Raw genomic sequence first — 17,768 nt, 5'->3', positions numbered from 1 at the left:
ACATCCCATGAAGGTCAAGCCGAGCGTCAAGAAGATCTGCGACAAGTGCAAGGTGATCCGCCGTCACGGCCGGGTCATGGTGATCTGCGACAACCTGCGCCACAAGCAGCGCCAGGGCTGACGCACGACGCCGACCTCTGCACCCGCAGAACTTCGCGCGACGCAAGCAACGTACATACGCAGAGCCCACCTGGCCGGTCCCTCCGGCCGGTGACACCTCCGGCGGGGGCCGGGGACCCGGTGTAGTGCCCCAGCACCACGTAGTGGGACGACACAGTCGGGAACGGTTCTGCGGAAGACCCCCGAGCATCAACAGGAGCCATTGGAATGGCACGCGTTTCAGGTGTTGACATCCCGCGCGAAAAGCGCGTGGAGGTCGCCCTCACCTACGTCTTCGGCATTGGCCGCACCCGGTCCAAGGAGATCCTTGTCGCCACCGGCGTGAACCCCGACACCCGCGTTCGCGACCTGGCCGAAGAGGACCTGGTCAAGATCCGCGAGTACGTGGACGCCAACCTCCAGACCGAGGGTGACCTCCGTCGTGAGATCCAGGCCGACATCCGCCGCAAGGTGGAGATCGGCTGCTACCAGGGTCTGCGCCACCGTCGTGGCCTGCCCGTCCGCGGTCAGCGCACCAGCACCAACGCCCGCACCCGCAAGGGCCCGCGTCGCGCCATCGCCGGTAAGAAGAAGCCGGGCAAGAAGTAGTCCGCAGCGGACGAGAAGTCCACGGTCTTCGCATCCGCTGTAGGACCGACCACCTCCACAGGAGCAATACATGCCCCCCAAGGGACGCCAGGGCGCTGCCAAGAAGGTGCGCCGCAAGGAAAAGAAGAACGTCGCTCACGGCCACGCGCACATCAAGAGCACGTTCAACAACACCATCGTTTCGATCACGGACCCGTCCGGCAACGTGATCTCCTGGGCCTCCGCCGGCCACGTCGGCTTCAAGGGCTCGCGCAAGTCCACCCCCTTCGCCGCGCAGATGGCCGCCGAGTCGGCCGCCCGCCGCGCGCAGGAGCACGGCATGCGCAAGGTGGACGTCTTCGTCAAGGGTCCCGGCTCCGGCCGTGAGACGGCGATCCGCTCCCTCCAGGCCACCGGCCTCGAGGTCGGCTCGATCCAGGACGTCACCCCCACCCCGCACAACGGCTGCCGTCCGCCCAAGCGCCGCCGCGTCTGAGGCATCGGTTCGCTCGGCACGGGCGGTACGGCCCCACGCGGGCCGTGCCGCCCGTACCCTTGCAGTACATGTCGGGCGTCAAATAGCGGGCGCCCCCGACTGAAGGATCTGATCCACTCATGCTGATCGCTCAGCGTCCCTCGTTGACCGAAGAGGTCGTCGACGAATACCGCTCCCGGTTCGTGATCGAGCCGCTGGAGCCGGGCTTCGGCTACACCCTCGGCAACTCCCTGCGTCGTACGCTCCTCTCCTCGATCCCCGGCGCGGCTGTCACGTCGATCCGGATCGACGGCGTTCTGCACGAGTTCACCACCGTGCCGGGCGTCAAGGAGGACGTCACCGACCTGATCCTCAACATCAAGCAGCTGGTCGTGTCGAGCGAGCACGACGAGCCCGTCGTGATGTACCTGCGCAAGCAGGGCCCGGGTCTGGTCACCGCCGCAGACATCGCCCCGCCGGCCGGTGTCGAGGTGCACAACCCCGACCTGGTCCTCGCCACGCTCAACAGCAAGGGCAAGCTGGAGATGGAGCTGACCGTCGAGCGCGGTCGCGGCTACGTCTCCGCCGTCCAGAACAAGCAGGTGGGCCAGGAGATCGGCCGCATTCCGGTCGACTCCATCTACAGCCCGGTGCTGAAGGTCACCTACAAGGTCGAGGCGACCCGAGTCGAGCAGCGCACCGACTTCGACAAGCTGATCGTCGACGTCGAGACCAAGCAGGCCATGCGTCCGCGCGACGCCATGGCGTCGGCCGGCAAGACCCTGGTCGAGCTGTTCGGTCTGGCCCGCGAGCTCAACATCGACGCCGAGGGCATCGACATGGGTCCGTCCCCGACGGACGCCGCCCTGGCCGCGGACCTCGCACTGCCGATCGAGGAGCTCGAGCTCACCGTCCGGTCGTACAACTGCCTCAAGCGCGAGGGCATCCACTCCGTGGGTGAGCTCGTGGCGCGTTCCGAGGCCGACCTGCTCGACATCCGCAACTTCGGTGCGAAGTCGATCGACGAGGTCAAGGCGAAGCTGGCCGGCATGGGCCTGGCCCTGAAGGACAGCCCGCCCGGATTCGACCCGACCGCCGCCGCCGACGCCTTCGGCGCCGACGACGACGCGGACGCGGGCTTCGTCGAGACCGAGCAGTACTGACCCGTCTCCGGCGGGGTACGGGGATCCGACGGCGCCCGGCGCCCCGGGTTCCCGGCCCCGCCGGACAGGTCCGGACCGGGGCCTCGGCCCCGGTTCCGCGGGTCCGCGGCGCGTTCCCCCGGCCCTGCCGGTCCACGGGCCCGGGACCCCGGACCGGCCACCGCTGAGTGGAACGGCCACCGCGGCCGGGGTGACCGGCCACGGTCCCGTTTCGGGCGTGAACCCGGACCGCTGGACCAGCCCCAACGGGGGTGGAACGACCGCCGCCGCGGTCCGGGCGCGAGCCCGGCCCGCAGGGCGGCCTGCGGGGGAACCGGCTCCGCCGGGTCCTGCGGGCAGGGCGGCCGCCGGGCGCGAGCCCGGGGCCATGGGCCCCGGTCGCGCACCGGTGCCGGGCCCGGACCGGGCAGGCACCGGGTGTGATCCCGGTGGGCAGGGCCCGTGGCCCTGATCGCCGGCCCGGTTCGCCGGGAGGGCGGAACCCCGGGTCTCGGCCCGGGACGCGGGGCGCGGCCCCGAAGTGCCGGCCCCGGTGGGGCCGGGGCGGCCGGGTGAGAGCCCGGAGACAATGGACCTCCCCGGAGCCTTCCGGGGGCGCGCGCGGGGCTTCAGTCCCGCGCACAGGCTGACATCGGTACCTGATACGGCCGGTGCAGATCACAAGGAGAAACACCATGCCGAAGCCCGCCAAGGGTGCTCGTCTGGGCGGCAGCGCCGCGCACGAGAAGCTGCTTCTCGCGAACCTCGCGAAGTCGCTGTTCGAGCACGGCCGCATCACCACGACCGAGGCCAAGGCCCGCCGCCTGCGTCCGGTCGCCGAGCGCCTGATCACCAAGGCGAAGAAGGGCGACATCCACAACCGTCGCCTGGTGCTGCAGACGATCACGGACAAGGGCATCGTCCACACGCTCTTCACCGAGATCGCTCCGCGGTACGCCGAGCGCCCGGGTGGCTACACCCGTATCACCAAGATCGGCAACCGTCGTGGCGACAACGCCCCGATGGCGGTCATCGAGCTGGTCGAGGGTGAGATCGCGAAGAAGGCGACCGTTGCCGAGGCCGAGGCCGCTGCCAAGCGCGCGGTGAAGGAGTCCGAGGCGAAGGCCGAGGAGACCAAGGCCGAAGAGGCCGAGGTCGCCGAGGACGCCAAGCCGGCCGCCGAGGCCGCCGAGGAGTCCAAGGACGCCTGAGTTTCACCTGGCGCCGAAGCGGGTCCGCCCCCTGGGGGGCGGGCCCGTTTTCAAGTTGAGAGGATGACGGTGTGAGTGATGCGGCACGGCCCGGCTTCGTACGGGTCCGCCTCGACCTGAGCTACGACGGCAGGGACTTCTCCGGCTGGGCCAGGCAGCGCGAGGGGCAGCGGACCGTCCAGGGCGAGATCGAGAACGCGCTGCGCACGGTGACCCGCTCCTTGGAGACGTACGAGCTGACGGTCGCCGGGCGCACGGACGCCGGTGTGCACGCCCGCGGCCAGGTCGCCCACGTGGACCTGCCGGAGAGCGTCTGGGCGGAGCACCGCGAGAAGCTGCTGCGGAGGCTCGCGGGGCGGCTCCCGCACGACGTGCGGGTGTGGCGCCTCACCGAGGCACCGGAGGGCTTCAACGCCCGGTTCTCGGCGATATGGCGGCGGTACGCGTACCGGGTTACCGACAACCCCGGAGGCGTGGACCCGCTGCTGCGCGGCCATGTGCTCTGGCACGACTGGCCGCTGGACATGGACGCCATGAACGCCGCCGCCGAACGGCTGCTGGGCGAGCACGACTTCGCCGCCTACTGCAAGCGCCGCGACGGTGCGACGACCATCCGGACGCTGCGGGAACTGCGCTGGGAGCGGGGGAGTGACGGGATCCTCACCGCCACCGTGCGCGCCGACGCCTTCTGCCACAACATGGTGCGTTCGCTGGTGGGCGCGCTGCTCTTCGTCGGCGACGGCCACCGCCCGGTGGACTGGCCCGCGAAGGTGCTGGCGGCCGGGGTCAGGGACTCGGCCGTGCACGTCGTACGGCCGCACGGCCTGACCCTGGAGGAAGTGGGCTATCCCGCCGACGAGTTGCTCGCCGCCCGCAACCGGGAGGCGCGCAACAGGCGGTCACTGCCCGCCGGCGGCTGCTGCTGAGGCCTGCGCCTCGCCGCGGCGGTGTATCTGCCGGAAGGTGAACTCGGCGAGGTCGTCGCCCGCCTGGAAGACCTTCTTGTCCGCCTTGGCGACGTCCTTGCCGTTGGTGAACCCGGCAATGGTGAAGTACGCGTACCGGCCGTACGAGTTGCCCGTCTTGCGGCAGACGGTGGTGCGGCAGAACGTCTTCACGCCGGAGCCGGGAAGCGAGGCTATGTTGCCGTCGTCCCACTGCGCCTTGGTCGTGGAGGCCTTGGCCGCGGTGTCGAAGACGGCCACACCGACGGTGACCGCGACGCCGTCCTTGGTGTAGGTGGCGCGTATCACCTGCGTGCAGCCGTTCTTGGTGAACAGGGCACCGAGGCCGCCCTGGGTGGCGCTGGCGCAGTTGGTCGCGCGGGTGATCGTGCCCTTCTTGTAGACGCGGTCACCCATGGTCAGCTTGTTGCCGGGGTACAGGCTCCCGGGGGTGAGCGGGGCCTTGTCCTTGTCGGCGCTGGATATGAAGTCCTCGGGGTCCGGCGGCGGGGGCGGTGAGACGGAGGAGAAGGACGGCTCCGGTTCGGCGGAGCCGCTCGGCAGGTCCTCCGGGCCGGGCAGTTCGGAGGCCGCGTTGCTGGTGCGGTCGCCGTCCTTGTCGTTGGAGCGGACCACGGCGGTCGCGACGAGCGTGCCGACGGCCACGGTCGCGGCGACGCAGCCGCCGACCATCAGCAGCTTGCGTCGGCGGTTGCGTCTGGCGGAGGCGTCCGCGAGCGCCGCCCAGTCCGGCGTCGAGGAATCCCGTGCTCCCGACGACCCGTAGGAATCGAACGGACCCTGCGGTCCCTGACCACCCCCGGGGCCCCATGAGGGTCCCCCCTGCCCGAAACTCATGGGGCGCATCTTACTGAGAGTGCGCTGCGCCGGGTCCTCCTCCGTGGGGCCGGGCCTCTTTCCCGGGCGGCGCCGGCCCGTCGGCGCGTCCGGCGCGGCCGAGCCCCCGCCGGGCGGGCACGCTGCGTGTGTGCCCGGGTCCCGACGGTCACGCGCCCGGCGGCGCGTGGCGGGCGCGAGCCGGGCGACGGGGTACGGTGGATGGGAACGAGCACGCTCGAAGCTCGCCGGACCCGCCGCGACGGAACCGACACCGACGCCGGCCGGACCTCCGACGGCCCCGTTTTGACCCGTACGGGCCAGCGCGGGTATTCTGCGAGTTCGTTATGTGTATTGGCTTGCTCATTCTCACGTGAGGGGCCCTTACACCGGTCCACCGGGCCGATGACCAGCGACCAGCACTCGGTTTGCGTCACCGACGTGCGGTCAGGGCTGTCGTGATCGTCCGTGGTGGCCTTGTCAGGACCATTCACTGAAGAAGCGAAGGCTACGAACCGTGCGTACGTACAGCCCCAAGCCCGGCGATGTGACGCGCCAGTGGCACGTCATTGACGCTCAGGACGTCGTCCTGGGCCGTCTGGCCTCCACTGCTGCATCCATCCTGCGCGGCAAGCACAAGCCGATCTACGCGCCGCACGTTGACACCGGTGACTTCGTCATCATCATCAACGCCGACAAGGTGCACCTGTCCGGCAACAAGCGGACCCAGAAGATGGCCTACCGCCACTCCGGCTACCCGGGTGGTCTGCGTTCCATCCGCTACGACGAGCTCCTCGAGAAGAACCCCGAGAAGGCCATCGAGAAGGCCGTCAAGGGCATGCTTCCCAAGAACACCCTGGGCCGTCAGATGCTCTCCAAGCTGAAGGTCTACTCGGGCGACCAGCACCCGCACGCTGCCCAGCAGCCGGTGCCGTTCGAGATCACCCAGGTCGCGCAGTAAGTCCGGCCACCCCCTAAGACGACAGAGAGAATCTGAGGAGCATCGTGGCCGAGACCACCGCCGAGACCCCCCTCGAAGAGCTGGACATCGAGGAGTACACCACCGAGTCCGAGACCCCCGAGGGCGAGTACACCTCGGAGTCCCTGGCCTCCCGCTTCGGCGAGCCGCAGCCGGCCGCCGGCCTGGGCCGCCGCAAGAACGCCATCGCCCGCGTCCGGATCATCCCGGGCACCGGCAAGTGGAAGATCAACGGTCGCACCCTCGAGGACTACTTCCCCAACAAGGTGCACCAGCAGGAAGTCAACGAGCCCTTCAAGGTGCTCGAGCTCGACAACCGCTACGACGTTGTCGCCCGCATCTCCGGCGGCGGCGTCTCCGGTCAGGCCGGCGCCCTGCGCCTGGGCATCGCCCGCGCGCTGAACGAGGCCGACGTCGACAACAACCGCGGCCCGCTCAAGAAGGCCGGCTTCCTCTCCCGTGACGACCGCGCGGTCGAGCGGAAGAAGGCCGGTCTCAAGAAGGCCCGCAAGGCCCCGCAGTACAGCAAGCGCTAATCACGCCCGCTGTACCGCACGAAACGCCCCGGCGGCACTTCTGTGCCGCCGGGGCGTTCGTCTATCGCGGCCGCCCGGCCCCTGCCGGCGGGCCGGGCGCCTCGCCCGTTGCCCGGCCGGGTTCCGCCGACCCGTCACAGGATCGGGACAGACCCAGGGCGTATACCTGTCCTGATACGACAAACGAATTCTCGGTACGAGTCTTTGATACGAACCGCTCGCGCACACGGGACCAGTGGACCCGGCGACGCACCTGAGCAATTTCGGAGGACACCAGTGGGACGACTCTTCGGTACGGACGGGGTGCGCGGTGTCGCCAACGCGGATCTGACGGCGGAGCTCGTGCTCGGTCTCTCGGTCGCCGCGGCGCATGTGCTCGCCGAGGCCGGCACCTTCGAGGGCCACCGGCCCACGGCGGTCGTGGGCCGCGACCCGCGGGCGTCCGGAGAGTTCCTCGAGGCCGCCGTCGTGGCAGGCCTCGCCAGCGCGGGCGTGGACGTCCTGCGCGTCGGTGTGCTGCCGACCCCCGCCGTCGCCCACCTCACCGGGGCACTCGGAGCCGATCTGGGCGTGATGCTCTCCGCGAGCCACAACGCCATGCCGGACAACGGCGTCAAGTTCTTCGCACGCGGGGGGCACAAGCTCGCCGACGAGCTGGAGGACCGGATCGAGGCCGTGTACCAGGAGCACCGGCGCGGCGAGCCATGGGAGCGGCCCACCGGCGCGGGCGTGGGCCGGGTGCGTGACTACGACGAGGGTGTCGACCGCTACATCGCGCACCTCGTCGGCGTACTCCCCAACCGGCTCGACGGTCTGCGGATCGTTCTCGACGAGGCGCACGGCGCGGCCGCCCGGGTCTCGCCCGAGGCCTTCGCCCGGGCCGGCGCCGAGGTCGTCACCATCGGCGCGGAGCCGGACGGGCTCAACATCAACGACGGCTGCGGATCGACCCACCTCGGCCCGCTGAAGGCCGCCGTCGTCGAGCACGGCGCGCACCTCGGCATCGCGCACGACGGCGACGCCGACCGCTGCCTCGCCGTGGACGCCGAGGGCAACGAGGTCGACGGCGACCAGATCCTCGCGGTGCTGGCCCTTGCGCTGCGGGAGGCCGGGCACCTCCGCTCCGACACCGTGGTCGCCACGGTCATGTCCAACCTGGGCTTCAAGCTCGCCATGGAGCGCGAGGGCATCCAGCTGGTCCAGACGGCGGTCGGCGACCGGTACGTCCTGGAGGCGATGAAGGAGCACGGGTACGCGCTCGGCGGCGAGCAGTCGGGGCACGTCATCATCCTCGACCACGCGACGACCGGGGACGGCACCCTGACCGGGCTGATGCTGGCGGCCAGGGTCGCCGCCACCGGCCGCACGCTCGCCGACCTGGCCGGGGTCATGGAGCGGCTGCCGCAGGTGCTCATCAATGTCCCCGACGTGGACAAGTCCCGGGTCTCCACCTCGCCCGAGCTGGCCGCCGCGGTGGCGGAGGCGGAGCGCGAGCTCGGCTCCACCGGCCGGGTACTGCTGCGCTCCTCCGGCACCGAGCCGCTGGTGCGGGTCATGGTCGAGGCCGCCGACACCGACCAGGCCAGGTCGGTGGCCGGGCGGCTGGCGGACGCCGTGAAGTCCGCGCTGGGCTAAAGGGCTGTCCCGTAATCCCCGGCGGGCGCACGACGCCGGCTACGGCACTCCCCCGCAGCCCTCCGGGCGCGGGAGGCACCCCCACGCGGCGTTGTCGGTCGTCGGCGCAGCCCGCTGCGCTCTCCACCCTCCGCCTTGCGATCGCACGCACCGGACGCCCCCAGCCCCGCCCTGCGGGCGGACGACGCTGCGTTCGAAACACGCCCTAGGACGCCGCCGCCGGCGGTGCCTGCCGCGGCGCGCGCCGCGACGCGAGGCGCCTGCGCTGACTCGCCCAGAACACCTTCTGGGCGAGCAGCGTGGCCACACCCGCCACGATGATGCCGACCAGGTTGAGCAGCAGCTGCTCCGTGGAACCCCACGCCTGCTTGTACTCGCTGTAGCTCAGGGCGACCGCGGCGTTGGCGGCTGCGGGGACCGTGGTCACGGAGATCGCGACACCCACCAGGGCGCCAGACTTCGACGAGGTCAGCGACAGCGTGCCGGCCGCGCCCGCGAGCAGCGCCACGATGAACGAGAACGGGTCCGGGTTCCAGATGAAGTCGGTCTGCGGGCGCCCGTCCTCCAGCATCGAGAACGAGAACTGGCCCGCCGCGTCCATCACGAAGCTGAAACCGGCGGTCACGAGCATGGCGACGGCGAAACCGACGATCAGCGCCACCGCCGAGCGCCAGGCCAGCCGCGGGGCGCGCTGCACCGTCGCCGTGCAGATGCCGGCCAGCGGCCCGAACTCGGGGCCGACCGCCATGGCGCCCACGATCAGGATCGCGGAGTCCAGCACCACACCGCAGGCGGCGATCATCGTGGCGAGCGTCAGGAACGCCAGGTAGGTGACGGAGAGCGTCGACTCCTCGTGGGTCGACTCGGCGAGGTGCTCCCACAGCACGGCGTCGGCGCCCTCGCCAGGCGCATCCTTCTCCGCCTGCTCGGCACGCTTGGACAGCGAGAGGTCGATGTGCTCGGCCGCGATCGAACCGCTCTCGTCTATCCCCATCGCCGTGAGACCCGACAGGAGTTCGTCCCCGGCCTCGCGGGCCACGTCGCACATCACCACGTCCCCGCGGGGGTTGCGTGCCGCGCCCTCGAACACGGCGACGTGCGCCGTGCCGACCGTCGCCTCGATGAGCCGCACGACCTCGGCGGTGCGGTCGGAGGGCGTGATGAGTCTCAGATGCAGCATGCCGGGAGAGTAGCCGTCACAGCTTGCGCAGGCTCAGCCGCTGCACCTTGTGGTCGGGGCCCTTGCGGACGACGAGCGCCGCCCGGCCCCGGGTCGGTGCCACGTTCTCCAGCAGGTTCGGCTTGTTGATGGTCCGCCACATCATCCGCGCGTAGTCCAGCGCCTCCTCCTCTGAGACCTGGGTGTACTTGCGGAAGAAGGAGGCCGGGTTCTGGAAGGCGGTCTCGCGCAGCTTGCGGAAACGGTTGAGGTACCAGTGCTCGATGTCCTCGGGGCGGGCGTCGACGTACACGCTGAAGTCGAAGTAGTCGGCGAGACCGACCCGGGTGCGGCCGTCCTTGCCGGGCAGGGCCGGCTGGAGGACGTTCAGGCCCTCGACGATCAGGATGTCCGGGCGGCGTACGACGAGCTTCTCGTCCGGGACGATGTCGTAGATGAGGTGGGAGTAGACGGGGGCCGTGACCTCGTCCTTGCCGGCCTTGATGTCCGCGACGAAACGGGTCAGCGCCCTTCTGTCGTACGACTCGGGGAATCCCTTGCGGGAGGTCAGCCCGCGCGCCCGCAGCTCCTTCATCGGCAGCAGGAACCCGTCCGTGGTCACCAGCTCCACGCGCGGGTGCTCTGGCCAGCGGGCCAGCAGCGCCTGGAGGAGCCGGGCCACCGTGGACTTGCCGACCGCCACACTGCCCGCGACCCCTATGACGAACGGGGTGCCGCTCTGGGCGCCCTTCTCGCCGGTCTCGCCGAGGAAGGTGTTCAGCGCGCCGCGGAGCTGTCCGGTCGCCGCCACATAGAGGTTGAGCAGCCGGGACAGCGGGAGATACACGTCGCGCACCTCGTCGAGGTCGATCACGTCGCCCAGGCCGCGCAGCCGCTCCACCTCCTCGGCGGTCAGCGGCAGCGGCGTCTTGTCGCGCAGCGCGCTCCACTCCGTGCGGGAGAGGTCGACGTACGGGGTGGCCTCGGGCCGGCGGGAGGCGCCGGCGCGCGGGCCGCGCTGTCCGCTGCCGGACGCGTTCTCTTGCGCGTTCCCGTGCGGGCTCCCGTGTGCGCTGCTTCGTGGCGGCGAAGTGATCACACCTGCCATTGTCGGTGTTCCCGGCCCATTGCGGGGGGTGGGCTCCGTCACCTCGTAGGCTGCGGGCATGTGCGGAATCGTGGGATACGTCGGCGGGCAGTCGGCGCTTGATGTGGTCGTCGCGGGTCTGAAGCGGCTGGAGTACCGGGGGTACGACTCCGCGGGCGTCGCCGTGCTGGCGGACGGCGGGCTCGCCACGGCGAAGAAGGCCGGCAAGCTCGCCAACCTGGAGAAGGCACTGCAGGAACTGCCGCTGCCGACGGGCTCCGCCGGTGTCGGGCACACCCGCTGGGCCACGCACGGCGCGCCGAACGACGCCAACGCCCATCCGCACCTGGACAACGCGGGCCGGGTCGCCGTCGTGCACAACGGGATCATCGAGAACTTCGCGGTGCTGCGCGCGGATCTGGCGGAACGGGGCCACGAGCTGGCCTCCGACACGGACACCGAGGTGGTGGCGCACCTGCTGGCCGAGTCCTACTCCTCGACCGCGGACCTGGCCGAGGCCATGCGGCAGGTGTGCCGGCAGCTCGACGGGGCGTTCACTCTGGTCGCGGTGCACGCCGACGAGCCGGACGTGGTGGTCGGGGCGCGCCGCAACTCGCCGCTCGTGGTGGGCGTCGGCGAGGGTGAGGCCTTTCTCGCCTCGGACGTGGCCGCGTTCATCGCCCACACCCGGTCGGCGATCGAGCTGGGCCAGGACCAGGTCGTCGAACTGCGCCGGGACTCGGTGACCGTGACCGACTTCGAGGGCGCGCCCGCCGAGGTCCGGTCGTACTACGTGGACTGGGACGCCTCCGCTGCCGAGAAGGGGGGCTACGACTACTTCATGCTCAAGGAGATCGCCGAGCAGCCCAAGGCGGTCGCCGACACCCTCCTGGGCCGCATCGACGCGTCGGGCTCACTGACCCTGGACGAGGTCCGCATCCCGGACTCGATGCTGCGCGAGGTCACCAAGGTCGTCATCGTGGCCTGCGGCACCGCCTTCCACTCCGGGCTGATCGCGAAGTACGCCATCGAGCACTGGACGCGCATCCCGTGCGAGGTGGAGCTGGCCAGCGAGTTCCGTTACCGCGACCCGATCCTGGACCAGCGCACCCTGGTGATCGCGATCTCGCAGTCCGGCGAGACCATGGACACGCTGATGGCGGTGCGCCACGCGCGGGAGCAGGGCGCCAAGGTGCTGGCGATCTGCAACACCAACGGGTCGACGATCCCGCGCGAGTGCGACGCCGTGCTGTACACGCACGCCGGGCCGGAGGTCGCCGTCGCCTCGACGAAGGCGTTCCTGACCCAGCTCGTCGCCTGCTACCTGGTGGCGCTGTACCTGGGCCAGGTGCGCGGCACGAAGTGGGGCGACGAGATCGGGGCGGTGGTCCGGGAACTCGCGCACATCGGCGGCGAGGTGGACCGGGTCCTGGAGACCATGGAGCCGGTGCGCGAACTGGCCCGCTCGCTGGCCGGCAAGGACACGGTGCTGTTCCTGGGGCGGCACGTGGGCTACCCGGTGGCGCTTGAGGGCGCGCTCAAGCTGAAGGAACTGGCCTACATGCACGCCGAGGGCTTCGCGGCGGGCGAACTGAAGCACGGGCCGATCGCGCTGATCGAGGAGGACCTGCCGGTGGTGGTGATCGCGCCGTCGCCGCGCGGACGGTCGGTGCTGCACGACAAGATCGTCTCCAATATCCAGGAGATCCGGGCCCGGGGCGCCAGGACCATCGTCATCGCGGAGGAGGGCGACGAGGCCGTCGTGCCCTACGCCGACCACCTGATCCGCATCCCGGCCACCCCGACGCTGCTCCAGCCCCTGGTCTCGACGGTGCCGCTGCAGGTCTTCGCCTGCGAACTGGCCACCGCCCGCGGCAACGAGGTCGACCAGCCGAGGAACCTCGCCAAGTCCGTGACGGTGGAGTGACACGGTGATCATTGGGGTGGGGATCGACGTCGCCGAGATCGACCGCTTCGAGGCGGCCCTGGAGCGCACGCCGACACTGGCGGAGCGCCTGTTCAACGAGAGCGAGTTGTTCCTGAAGAACGGCGAGCGGCGCGGAGTGGCCTCGCTGGCGGCCCGGTTCGCCGCCAAGGAAGCCCTCGCCAAGGCGCTGGGCGCGCCCGCGGGGCTGCACTGGACGGACGCCGAGGTGTACGTCGAGGACAGCGGGCAGCCGCGGCTGCGGGTGACCGGCACCGTGGCCGCCCGCGCCGAGCAACTGGGCGTGCGGTCCTGGCATGTGTCGCTCAGCCATGACGCGGGCGTCGCCTCGGCGGTGGTCGTCGCGGAGGGCTGAGCGCGTCGCCGGCACGCGCCCTGCGCCATGGGCCACGCCATGCGTCGTGCGCCATGAGCCACGCCATGCGCGCCACGCGCCCGCGCCGCGCCAGGACCCGTCCGAGGTCGGGCCGTCCGCGGTCGGCCCGCTCGCGGTCCGGCCGCTGAACCCGTGTGGTGGCCGCGGTTGTGCGGAAGACTCGGGGGCATGCGTGTTGCATATGGCGTGGAGAAGGTGAGGGCCGCCGAGCGGGCCCTGATGGCGAGGCTGCCCGAGGGTGCGCTGATGCGGAGAGCGGCCGCCGGGCTCGCGGCGGCCTGCGCCGGACTGCTGGGCCGGGTGTACGGCTCGCGGGTGGTGCTGCTCGTCGGGAGCGGCGACAACGGCGGCGACACGCTCTACGCCGGGGCCCGGCTGGCCGGGCGCGGCGCCGGGGTGCGCGCGGTGCTCCTCTCGCCGGAGCGGGTTCACGCCGGGGGCCTCGCGGCGCTCCGGGCCGCCGGCGGACGGGTGTCGGCCGACCCCGGGAGGGACATCGCCGCCGCCGACCTGGTGATGGACGGCATCACCGGCATCGGCGGCAAGGGCGGGCTGCGCGAGGCGGCGGTGCCCTGGGCCCGCGCCGCCAGGGACGCGCGCGCCGTCGTCGTCGCGGTGGACCTGCCGAGCGGCGTGGAGGCCGACTCCGGGGCCGTCCTCGGTGAGGCCGTGCGGGCCGACGTCACGGTCACCTTCGGTACGTACAAACCGGGGTTGCTGGTCGACCCGGCGGCCGGGTCGGCGGGGGCGGTGCGCCTGGTGGACATCGGCCTCGGCGCGTACCTGCCCGCGACGCCGGACCTTGAGGCGCTCCAGCACGCCGACGTGGCCGCGCTGCTGCCGCGCCCCGGCGCCGAGAGCGACAAGTACCGGCGCGGTGTCGTCGGCATCGTCGCCGGGTCCGCCCGCTACCCGGGCGCGGCCGTGCTGGCGGTCGCGGGCGCGCTGCGGGGCGGCGCCGGCGCCGTGCGGTACGTCGGGCCCGGCAGGGACGCGGTGATCGCCGGGTTCCCGGAGACGCTGGTGCACGCCGGGCCGCCCTCGAAGGCCGGCCGGGTGCAGTCCTGGGCGGTCGGACCCGGCATCGGTGACGGCCAGGAGGTACGGCAGGCACTCGACGACGTGCTGGAGAGCGAGGTGCCGGTGCTGGTCGACGCGGACGGGCTGCGGCTGCTCGACCGCGAGCGGGTCCGGGCCCGGCGGGCCCCCACGCTGCTCACCCCGCACGCCGGGGAGGCGGCGGCGCTGCTCGGCGTCGAGCGGGAGGACGTCGAGGCGGGGCGGCTGGACGCGGTGCGGCGGCTGGCGGAGGAGTACGGCGCGACGGTCCTGTTGAAGGGGTCCACGACGCTGGTGGCCTCCGCCGACCCGGAGGTCCCGGTCCGGGTGAACCCGACCGGCACGCCCTGGCTGGCCACCGCGGGCAGCGGCGACGTGCTGTCCGGTCTCGCCGGTTCGCTCCTCGCGGCGGGCCTCGGCGCCCGCGACGCGGGGTCCGTCGCGGCGTATCTGCACGGCCTGGCGGCCCGCAGGTTCGTGGCGCGCGAGGGGGTCCCGTTGGCGGCGCACGATGTCGCTGCGGCGCTGGGTGAGGCGTGGCGGGACGTGCTGGGCGGGTGACCCGGTCCGGTCCCTCCGCCCGGCCCCCGATCGAGCGGGCGTCCCGCCGCACCGGCCCTCGGATCGGGGCCGGCTCCCGCCCGCCCCAACCGGCCGCCGCGGGTGCACGCCGCGGCGGCTGGTGTCCGTCGGGGGCGGCGGGGTCCGGATTCCTGGCGTGACCCGGCGCCGGCCGTCGGCCGGGCGCGGGCGGGGCTTCACGGGGAGCGGCCGGCGCGGACGGGGTGCTGGGCGCACGGGTCCGGCCCCCGCCGGGGGCGACCGGGCGGGGCCGTTGAGGGAGACCGAGGTCACCGTGGGCGCGGGCCCGGTGGGCCGGGGCCCCTCTGCGACACTGGGCCCGATGAGTGAGACACCCTTCAGAGCCCGCGCGGAGATCGATCTGGCCGCACTGCGGGCCAATGTCCGCGCGGTGCGGGCGCGGGCACCGCGGGCCGAGGTGATGGCCGTGGTGAAGTCCGACGCCTACGGGCACGGTGCGGTGCCGTGCGCACGGGCGGCCCTGCGGGCCGGCGCGACCTGGCTCGGCACGGCCACCCCGGGTGAGGCTCTCGCGCTGCGCGCGGCAGGCTTCGACGGGCGCCTGATGTGCTGGCTGTGGACACCCGGCGCCCCCTGGCGCGAGGCCCTCGATGCGGACATCGACGTGTCGGTCAGCGCCCAGTGGGCCCTGGAAGAGGTTGTCTCGGCCGCGCGGGACGCCGGCCGCCCGGCACGCGTGCACCTCAAGGGCGACACCGGACTCGGTCGCAACGGCTGCCAGCCCGCGGACTGGATCGAACTGGTGCGGGCCGCGCGGAAGGCAGAGGCGGAGGGCGCCCTGCGGGTCACCGGCGTCTGGGGCCACTTCGCGTGCGCGGACGAGCCCGGACACCCCTCGATCCAGGCTCAGTTGTCCGTCTTCCGGGACATGCTGGCGTACGCGGAGAAGGAGGGCCTGGACCCGGAGGTGCGCCACCACGCGAACTCACCGGCGGCCCTGACCGTCCCGGAGTCGCACTTCGACATGGTGCGCACGGGCATCGCCATGTACGGGATCTCGCCCAGCCCGGAACTCGGTACGCCGGAGGACTTCGGCCTGCGGCCGGTCATGACGCTGAAGGCACGCCTCGCCCTGGTGAAGCGGGTGCCGGGCGGACACGGTGTCAGTTACGGACATCACTACGTCACCGAGGGGCAGACCACTCTGGGGCTCGTGCCGGTGGGGTATGCAGACGGTGTTCCCCGGCACGCGTCGGGGCGCGGACCGGTCCTGGTCGGCGGCAGGTGGCGTACCGTCGCCGGCCGGGTGGCCATGGACCAGTTCGTGGTGGACCTGGGCGGGGACAGTCTCGCTGCGGGGGACGAAGCCGTGCTGTTCGGGCCGGGCGACCGGGGCGAACCGACGGCGGAGGACTGGGCGCGGGCCGCGGACACCATCGCGTACGAGATCGTCACGCGCATCGGAGTCCGTGTTCCGCGCGTCCACCTGGGCGAGGACGAGTAGGAAGCGAGACCGCACGGTGAGCGAGAGCAGCGCGGAGAGCGCGGTGTCGGCCGTCGGCGCGGTGGCGGGTGCCGCCGGCGTGGCGACCACGGCCGCCGCGGCGAGCGTGTCCGGCGCCGCGGAGGGGTGGCGGAAGGCGGGCATCGCCGGCGCCGCGATCGGTGTGATCGCGGCCGGTGCCGCCGCCGGGGTCGCGCTGGAGCGCCTGACCGTGGGCCGCGGCATGCGCCGCAGGGCGAGGCTCGCGCTGGACGCCGCGGGCCCGTTCGGCTCGCTGCGGGGCACACCGGGCACGGCACTCGCCGACGACGGCACCGAGCTGTACTACGAGATGGACGAGTTGGACCCGGACAGCGCCACGGCTCCGCGCAAGCGGCGGCTCTTCGGGCGCAGGGCGCCCGCCCCGGTGACGGTGGTCTTCTGCCACGGGTACTGCCTCAACCAGGATTCCTGGCACTTCCAGCGGGCCGCGCTGCGCGGCGTGGTGCGGACCGTGCACTGGGACCAGCGCAGTCACGGCCGGTCGGCGCGCGGCGGTGTGCCGGTGACCATCGATCAGCTCGGCCGGGACCTGATGGCCGTCATACGGGCGGCGGCGCCCGAGGGTCCGCTGGTGCTGGTCGGGCACTCCATGGGCGGCATGACGGTGATGGCGCTGGCGGCCCACTACCCGGAGCTGATCGCCGAACGGGTGGTCGGGGTCGCTCTGGTGGGGACGAGCGCCGGGCGGCTCGGTGAGGTCAACTACGGACTGCCGGTGGCCGGGGTGAACGCCGTACGGCGGGTCCTGCCTGGTGTGCTCAGGGCGCTCGGCAGCCAGGTGGAGCTGGTGGAGCGTGGCAGGCGGGCGACCGCGGACCTCTTCGCGGGGCTGGTCAAGCGGTACTCGTTCGGGTCCAGGGACGTCGACCCCATCGTGGCCCGCTTCGCCGAGCGGATGATCGAGGGGACCCCGATCGATGTGGTCGCCGAGTTCTACCCGGCGTTCCAGGAACACGACAAGACGGAGGCACTGGCGGTCCTCGACGGGCTTCCGGTACTCGTCCTCGCGGGTGACAAGGATCTGGTGACCCCGAGCGAGCACAGCGAGGCGATCGCCGATCTGCTGCCGGGGGCCGAGCTGGTCATCGTGCCGGACGCCGGGCATCTGGTGATGCTGGAGCATCCCGACGCCGTGACCGACCGGCTGGCGGACCTGCTGACGCGGGCCGGGGCGGTCCCCGCGGCGACTAGCCTTGACGCCTGTGACTCCGCTCCCCCACCCCAGGGAGGGGGGCTTCCAACCCGGGGGTCGCGGTCCAGCCCGAACCGATCCCTTACAGGACGCGGGGAAAATGCCACGGGCCAGGGAAGCGATTCCCCCACCGGCTGAACCCGGTGGTCCCCCAGCTAGGAGACTGATGGAAGCAGTACGCCCTGACACGGAAGCGGCCGACCCCGACGCGGCGCACGCGGCCCGTCCCGGCCCGCAGGCGGGCCCTCCGGACGCCTTCGCCCGGTTCTCCGTCACGTCCGCCGAGCAGATGCGGGAGCTGGGCCGCGGGCTCGCGAAGCTGCTGAGGCCCGGGGACCTGGTGCTGCTCAGCGGTGAGCTGGGCGCGGGGAAGACGACGCTGACGCGGGGGATCGGCGAGGGCATGGGGGTGCGG

18 protein-coding genes are annotated in these 17,768 nt (G+C 72.1%); 15 read left to right on the top strand and 3 right to left on the bottom strand.

Features of this window, described 5'->3' with window-relative positions:
- The first annotated feature begins 7 nt into the window (after positions 1-7).
- From rpmJ to truA, 6 genes are all read left to right on the top strand, one after another.
- On the top strand, positions 8-121 hold the full coding sequence (gene rpmJ, locus GUY61_RS05200; RefSeq protein WP_003956441.1) for a 50S ribosomal protein L36: 114 nt from the start codon (positions 8-10) through the stop codon (positions 119-121).
- A 206-nt stretch (positions 122-327) separates the two neighbouring features.
- The gene (rpsM, locus tag GUY61_RS05195) at positions 328-708 is read left to right on the top strand and encodes a 30S ribosomal protein S13 (RefSeq protein ID WP_166628863.1); all 381 of its coding nucleotides are present in this window, start codon (positions 328-330) and stop codon (positions 706-708) included.
- 70 nt (positions 709-778) lie between these two features.
- Positions 779-1,183 carry a 30S ribosomal protein S11 gene (rpsK, locus tag GUY61_RS05190; protein WP_003956432.1) on the top strand — a complete coding sequence of 135 codons (405 nt, stop codon included), beginning with the start codon at positions 779-781 and terminating at the stop codon, positions 1,181-1,183.
- Between the two features lie 119 nt (positions 1,184-1,302).
- The gene (locus tag GUY61_RS05185) at positions 1,303-2,325 is read left to right on the top strand and encodes a DNA-directed RNA polymerase subunit alpha (protein WP_030890689.1); all 1,023 of its coding nucleotides are present in this window, start codon (positions 1,303-1,305) and stop codon (positions 2,323-2,325) included.
- Positions 2,326-2,999: 674 nt separating this feature from the next.
- Complete coding sequence (gene rplQ, locus GUY61_RS05180) at positions 3,000-3,515, top strand: 50S ribosomal protein L17 (RefSeq protein ID WP_166628862.1); 516 nt, start codon at positions 3,000-3,002, stop codon at positions 3,513-3,515.
- Between the two features lie 71 nt (positions 3,516-3,586).
- Positions 3,587-4,441 carry a tRNA pseudouridine(38-40) synthase TruA gene (gene truA / locus GUY61_RS05175; RefSeq protein WP_166628861.1) on the top strand — a complete coding sequence of 285 codons (855 nt, stop codon included), beginning with the start codon at positions 3,587-3,589 and terminating at the stop codon, positions 4,439-4,441.
- Here truA and GUY61_RS05170 read toward each other — a convergent pair.
- Positions 4,415-5,317: a hypothetical protein gene (locus GUY61_RS05170; protein ID WP_166628860.1), complete on the bottom strand. Its 903-nt coding sequence runs from the start codon at positions 5,315-5,317 to the stop codon at positions 4,415-4,417. The two genes, truA and GUY61_RS05170, sit on opposite strands and share 27 nt — an antisense overlap.
- Positions 5,318-5,813: 496 nt before the next feature.
- Here GUY61_RS05170 and rplM point away from each other — a divergent pair, with 496 nt between their 5' ends.
- From rplM to glmM, 3 genes are all read left to right on the top strand, one after another.
- Positions 5,814-6,257: a 50S ribosomal protein L13 gene (gene rplM, locus GUY61_RS05165; RefSeq protein WP_166628859.1), complete on the top strand. Its 444-nt coding sequence runs from the start codon at positions 5,814-5,816 to the stop codon at positions 6,255-6,257.
- 44 nt (positions 6,258-6,301) lie between these two features.
- Positions 6,302-6,811 (top strand): 30S ribosomal protein S9, encoded by a 510-nt coding sequence (gene rpsI / locus GUY61_RS05160; protein ID WP_166628858.1) that lies wholly within the window; start codon positions 6,302-6,304, stop codon positions 6,809-6,811.
- 276 nt (positions 6,812-7,087) lie between these two features.
- Complete coding sequence (glmM, locus tag GUY61_RS05155; protein ID WP_166628857.1) at positions 7,088-8,446, top strand: phosphoglucosamine mutase; 1,359 nt, start codon at positions 7,088-7,090, stop codon at positions 8,444-8,446.
- Positions 8,447-8,651: 205 nt separating this feature from the next.
- Here glmM and GUY61_RS05150 read toward each other — a convergent pair whose 3' ends face one another.
- The gene (locus GUY61_RS05150; protein WP_166628856.1) at positions 8,652-9,626 is read right to left on the bottom strand and encodes a DUF389 domain-containing protein; all 975 of its coding nucleotides are present in this window, start codon (positions 9,624-9,626) and stop codon (positions 8,652-8,654) included.
- Between the two features lie 16 nt (positions 9,627-9,642).
- The gene (coaA, locus tag GUY61_RS05145; RefSeq protein WP_166628892.1) at positions 9,643-10,713 is read right to left on the bottom strand and encodes a type I pantothenate kinase; all 1,071 of its coding nucleotides are present in this window, start codon (positions 10,711-10,713) and stop codon (positions 9,643-9,645) included.
- A gap of 58 nt (positions 10,714-10,771) precedes the next feature.
- Here coaA and glmS point away from each other — a divergent pair, with 58 nt between their 5' ends.
- From glmS to GUY61_RS05115, 6 genes are all read left to right on the top strand, one after another.
- Positions 10,772-12,619 carry a glutamine--fructose-6-phosphate transaminase (isomerizing) gene (gene glmS, locus GUY61_RS05140; RefSeq protein ID WP_166628855.1) on the top strand — a complete coding sequence of 616 codons (1,848 nt, stop codon included), beginning with the start codon at positions 10,772-10,774 and terminating at the stop codon, positions 12,617-12,619.
- Between the two features lie 4 nt (positions 12,620-12,623).
- Positions 12,624-12,992 carry a holo-ACP synthase gene (locus tag GUY61_RS05135; RefSeq protein WP_166628854.1) on the top strand — a complete coding sequence of 123 codons (369 nt, stop codon included), beginning with the start codon at positions 12,624-12,626 and terminating at the stop codon, positions 12,990-12,992.
- A 189-nt stretch (positions 12,993-13,181) separates the two neighbouring features.
- Positions 13,182-14,633: an NAD(P)H-hydrate dehydratase gene (locus GUY61_RS05130; protein ID WP_166628853.1), complete on the top strand. Its 1,452-nt coding sequence runs from the start codon at positions 13,182-13,184 to the stop codon at positions 14,631-14,633.
- Between the two features lie 343 nt (positions 14,634-14,976).
- Positions 14,977-16,119, top strand: coding sequence for an alanine racemase (alr, locus tag GUY61_RS05125; RefSeq protein ID WP_166628852.1), 1,143 nt, complete (start codon positions 14,977-14,979; stop codon positions 16,117-16,119).
- A 16-nt stretch (positions 16,120-16,135) separates the two neighbouring features.
- Positions 16,136-17,491 (top strand): alpha/beta fold hydrolase, encoded by a 1,356-nt coding sequence (locus tag GUY61_RS05120; protein WP_166628851.1) that lies wholly within the window; start codon positions 16,136-16,138, stop codon positions 17,489-17,491.
- Between the two features lie 28 nt (positions 17,492-17,519).
- Positions 17,520-17,768, top strand: a 249-nt coding sequence (locus GUY61_RS05115) for a tRNA (adenosine(37)-N6)-threonylcarbamoyltransferase complex ATPase subunit type 1 TsaE (protein WP_166628850.1), incomplete at its 3' end; no start/stop codon positions are given.

The sequence above is a fragment of the Streptomyces sp. GC420 genome, assembly GCF_009916105.1.
Taxonomy (GTDB): domain Bacteria; phylum Actinomycetota; class Actinomycetes; order Streptomycetales; family Streptomycetaceae; genus Streptomyces.
Note: the sequence above shows the minus strand (reverse complement) of the source record. Positions and strands in the feature narration are given on the sequence as shown.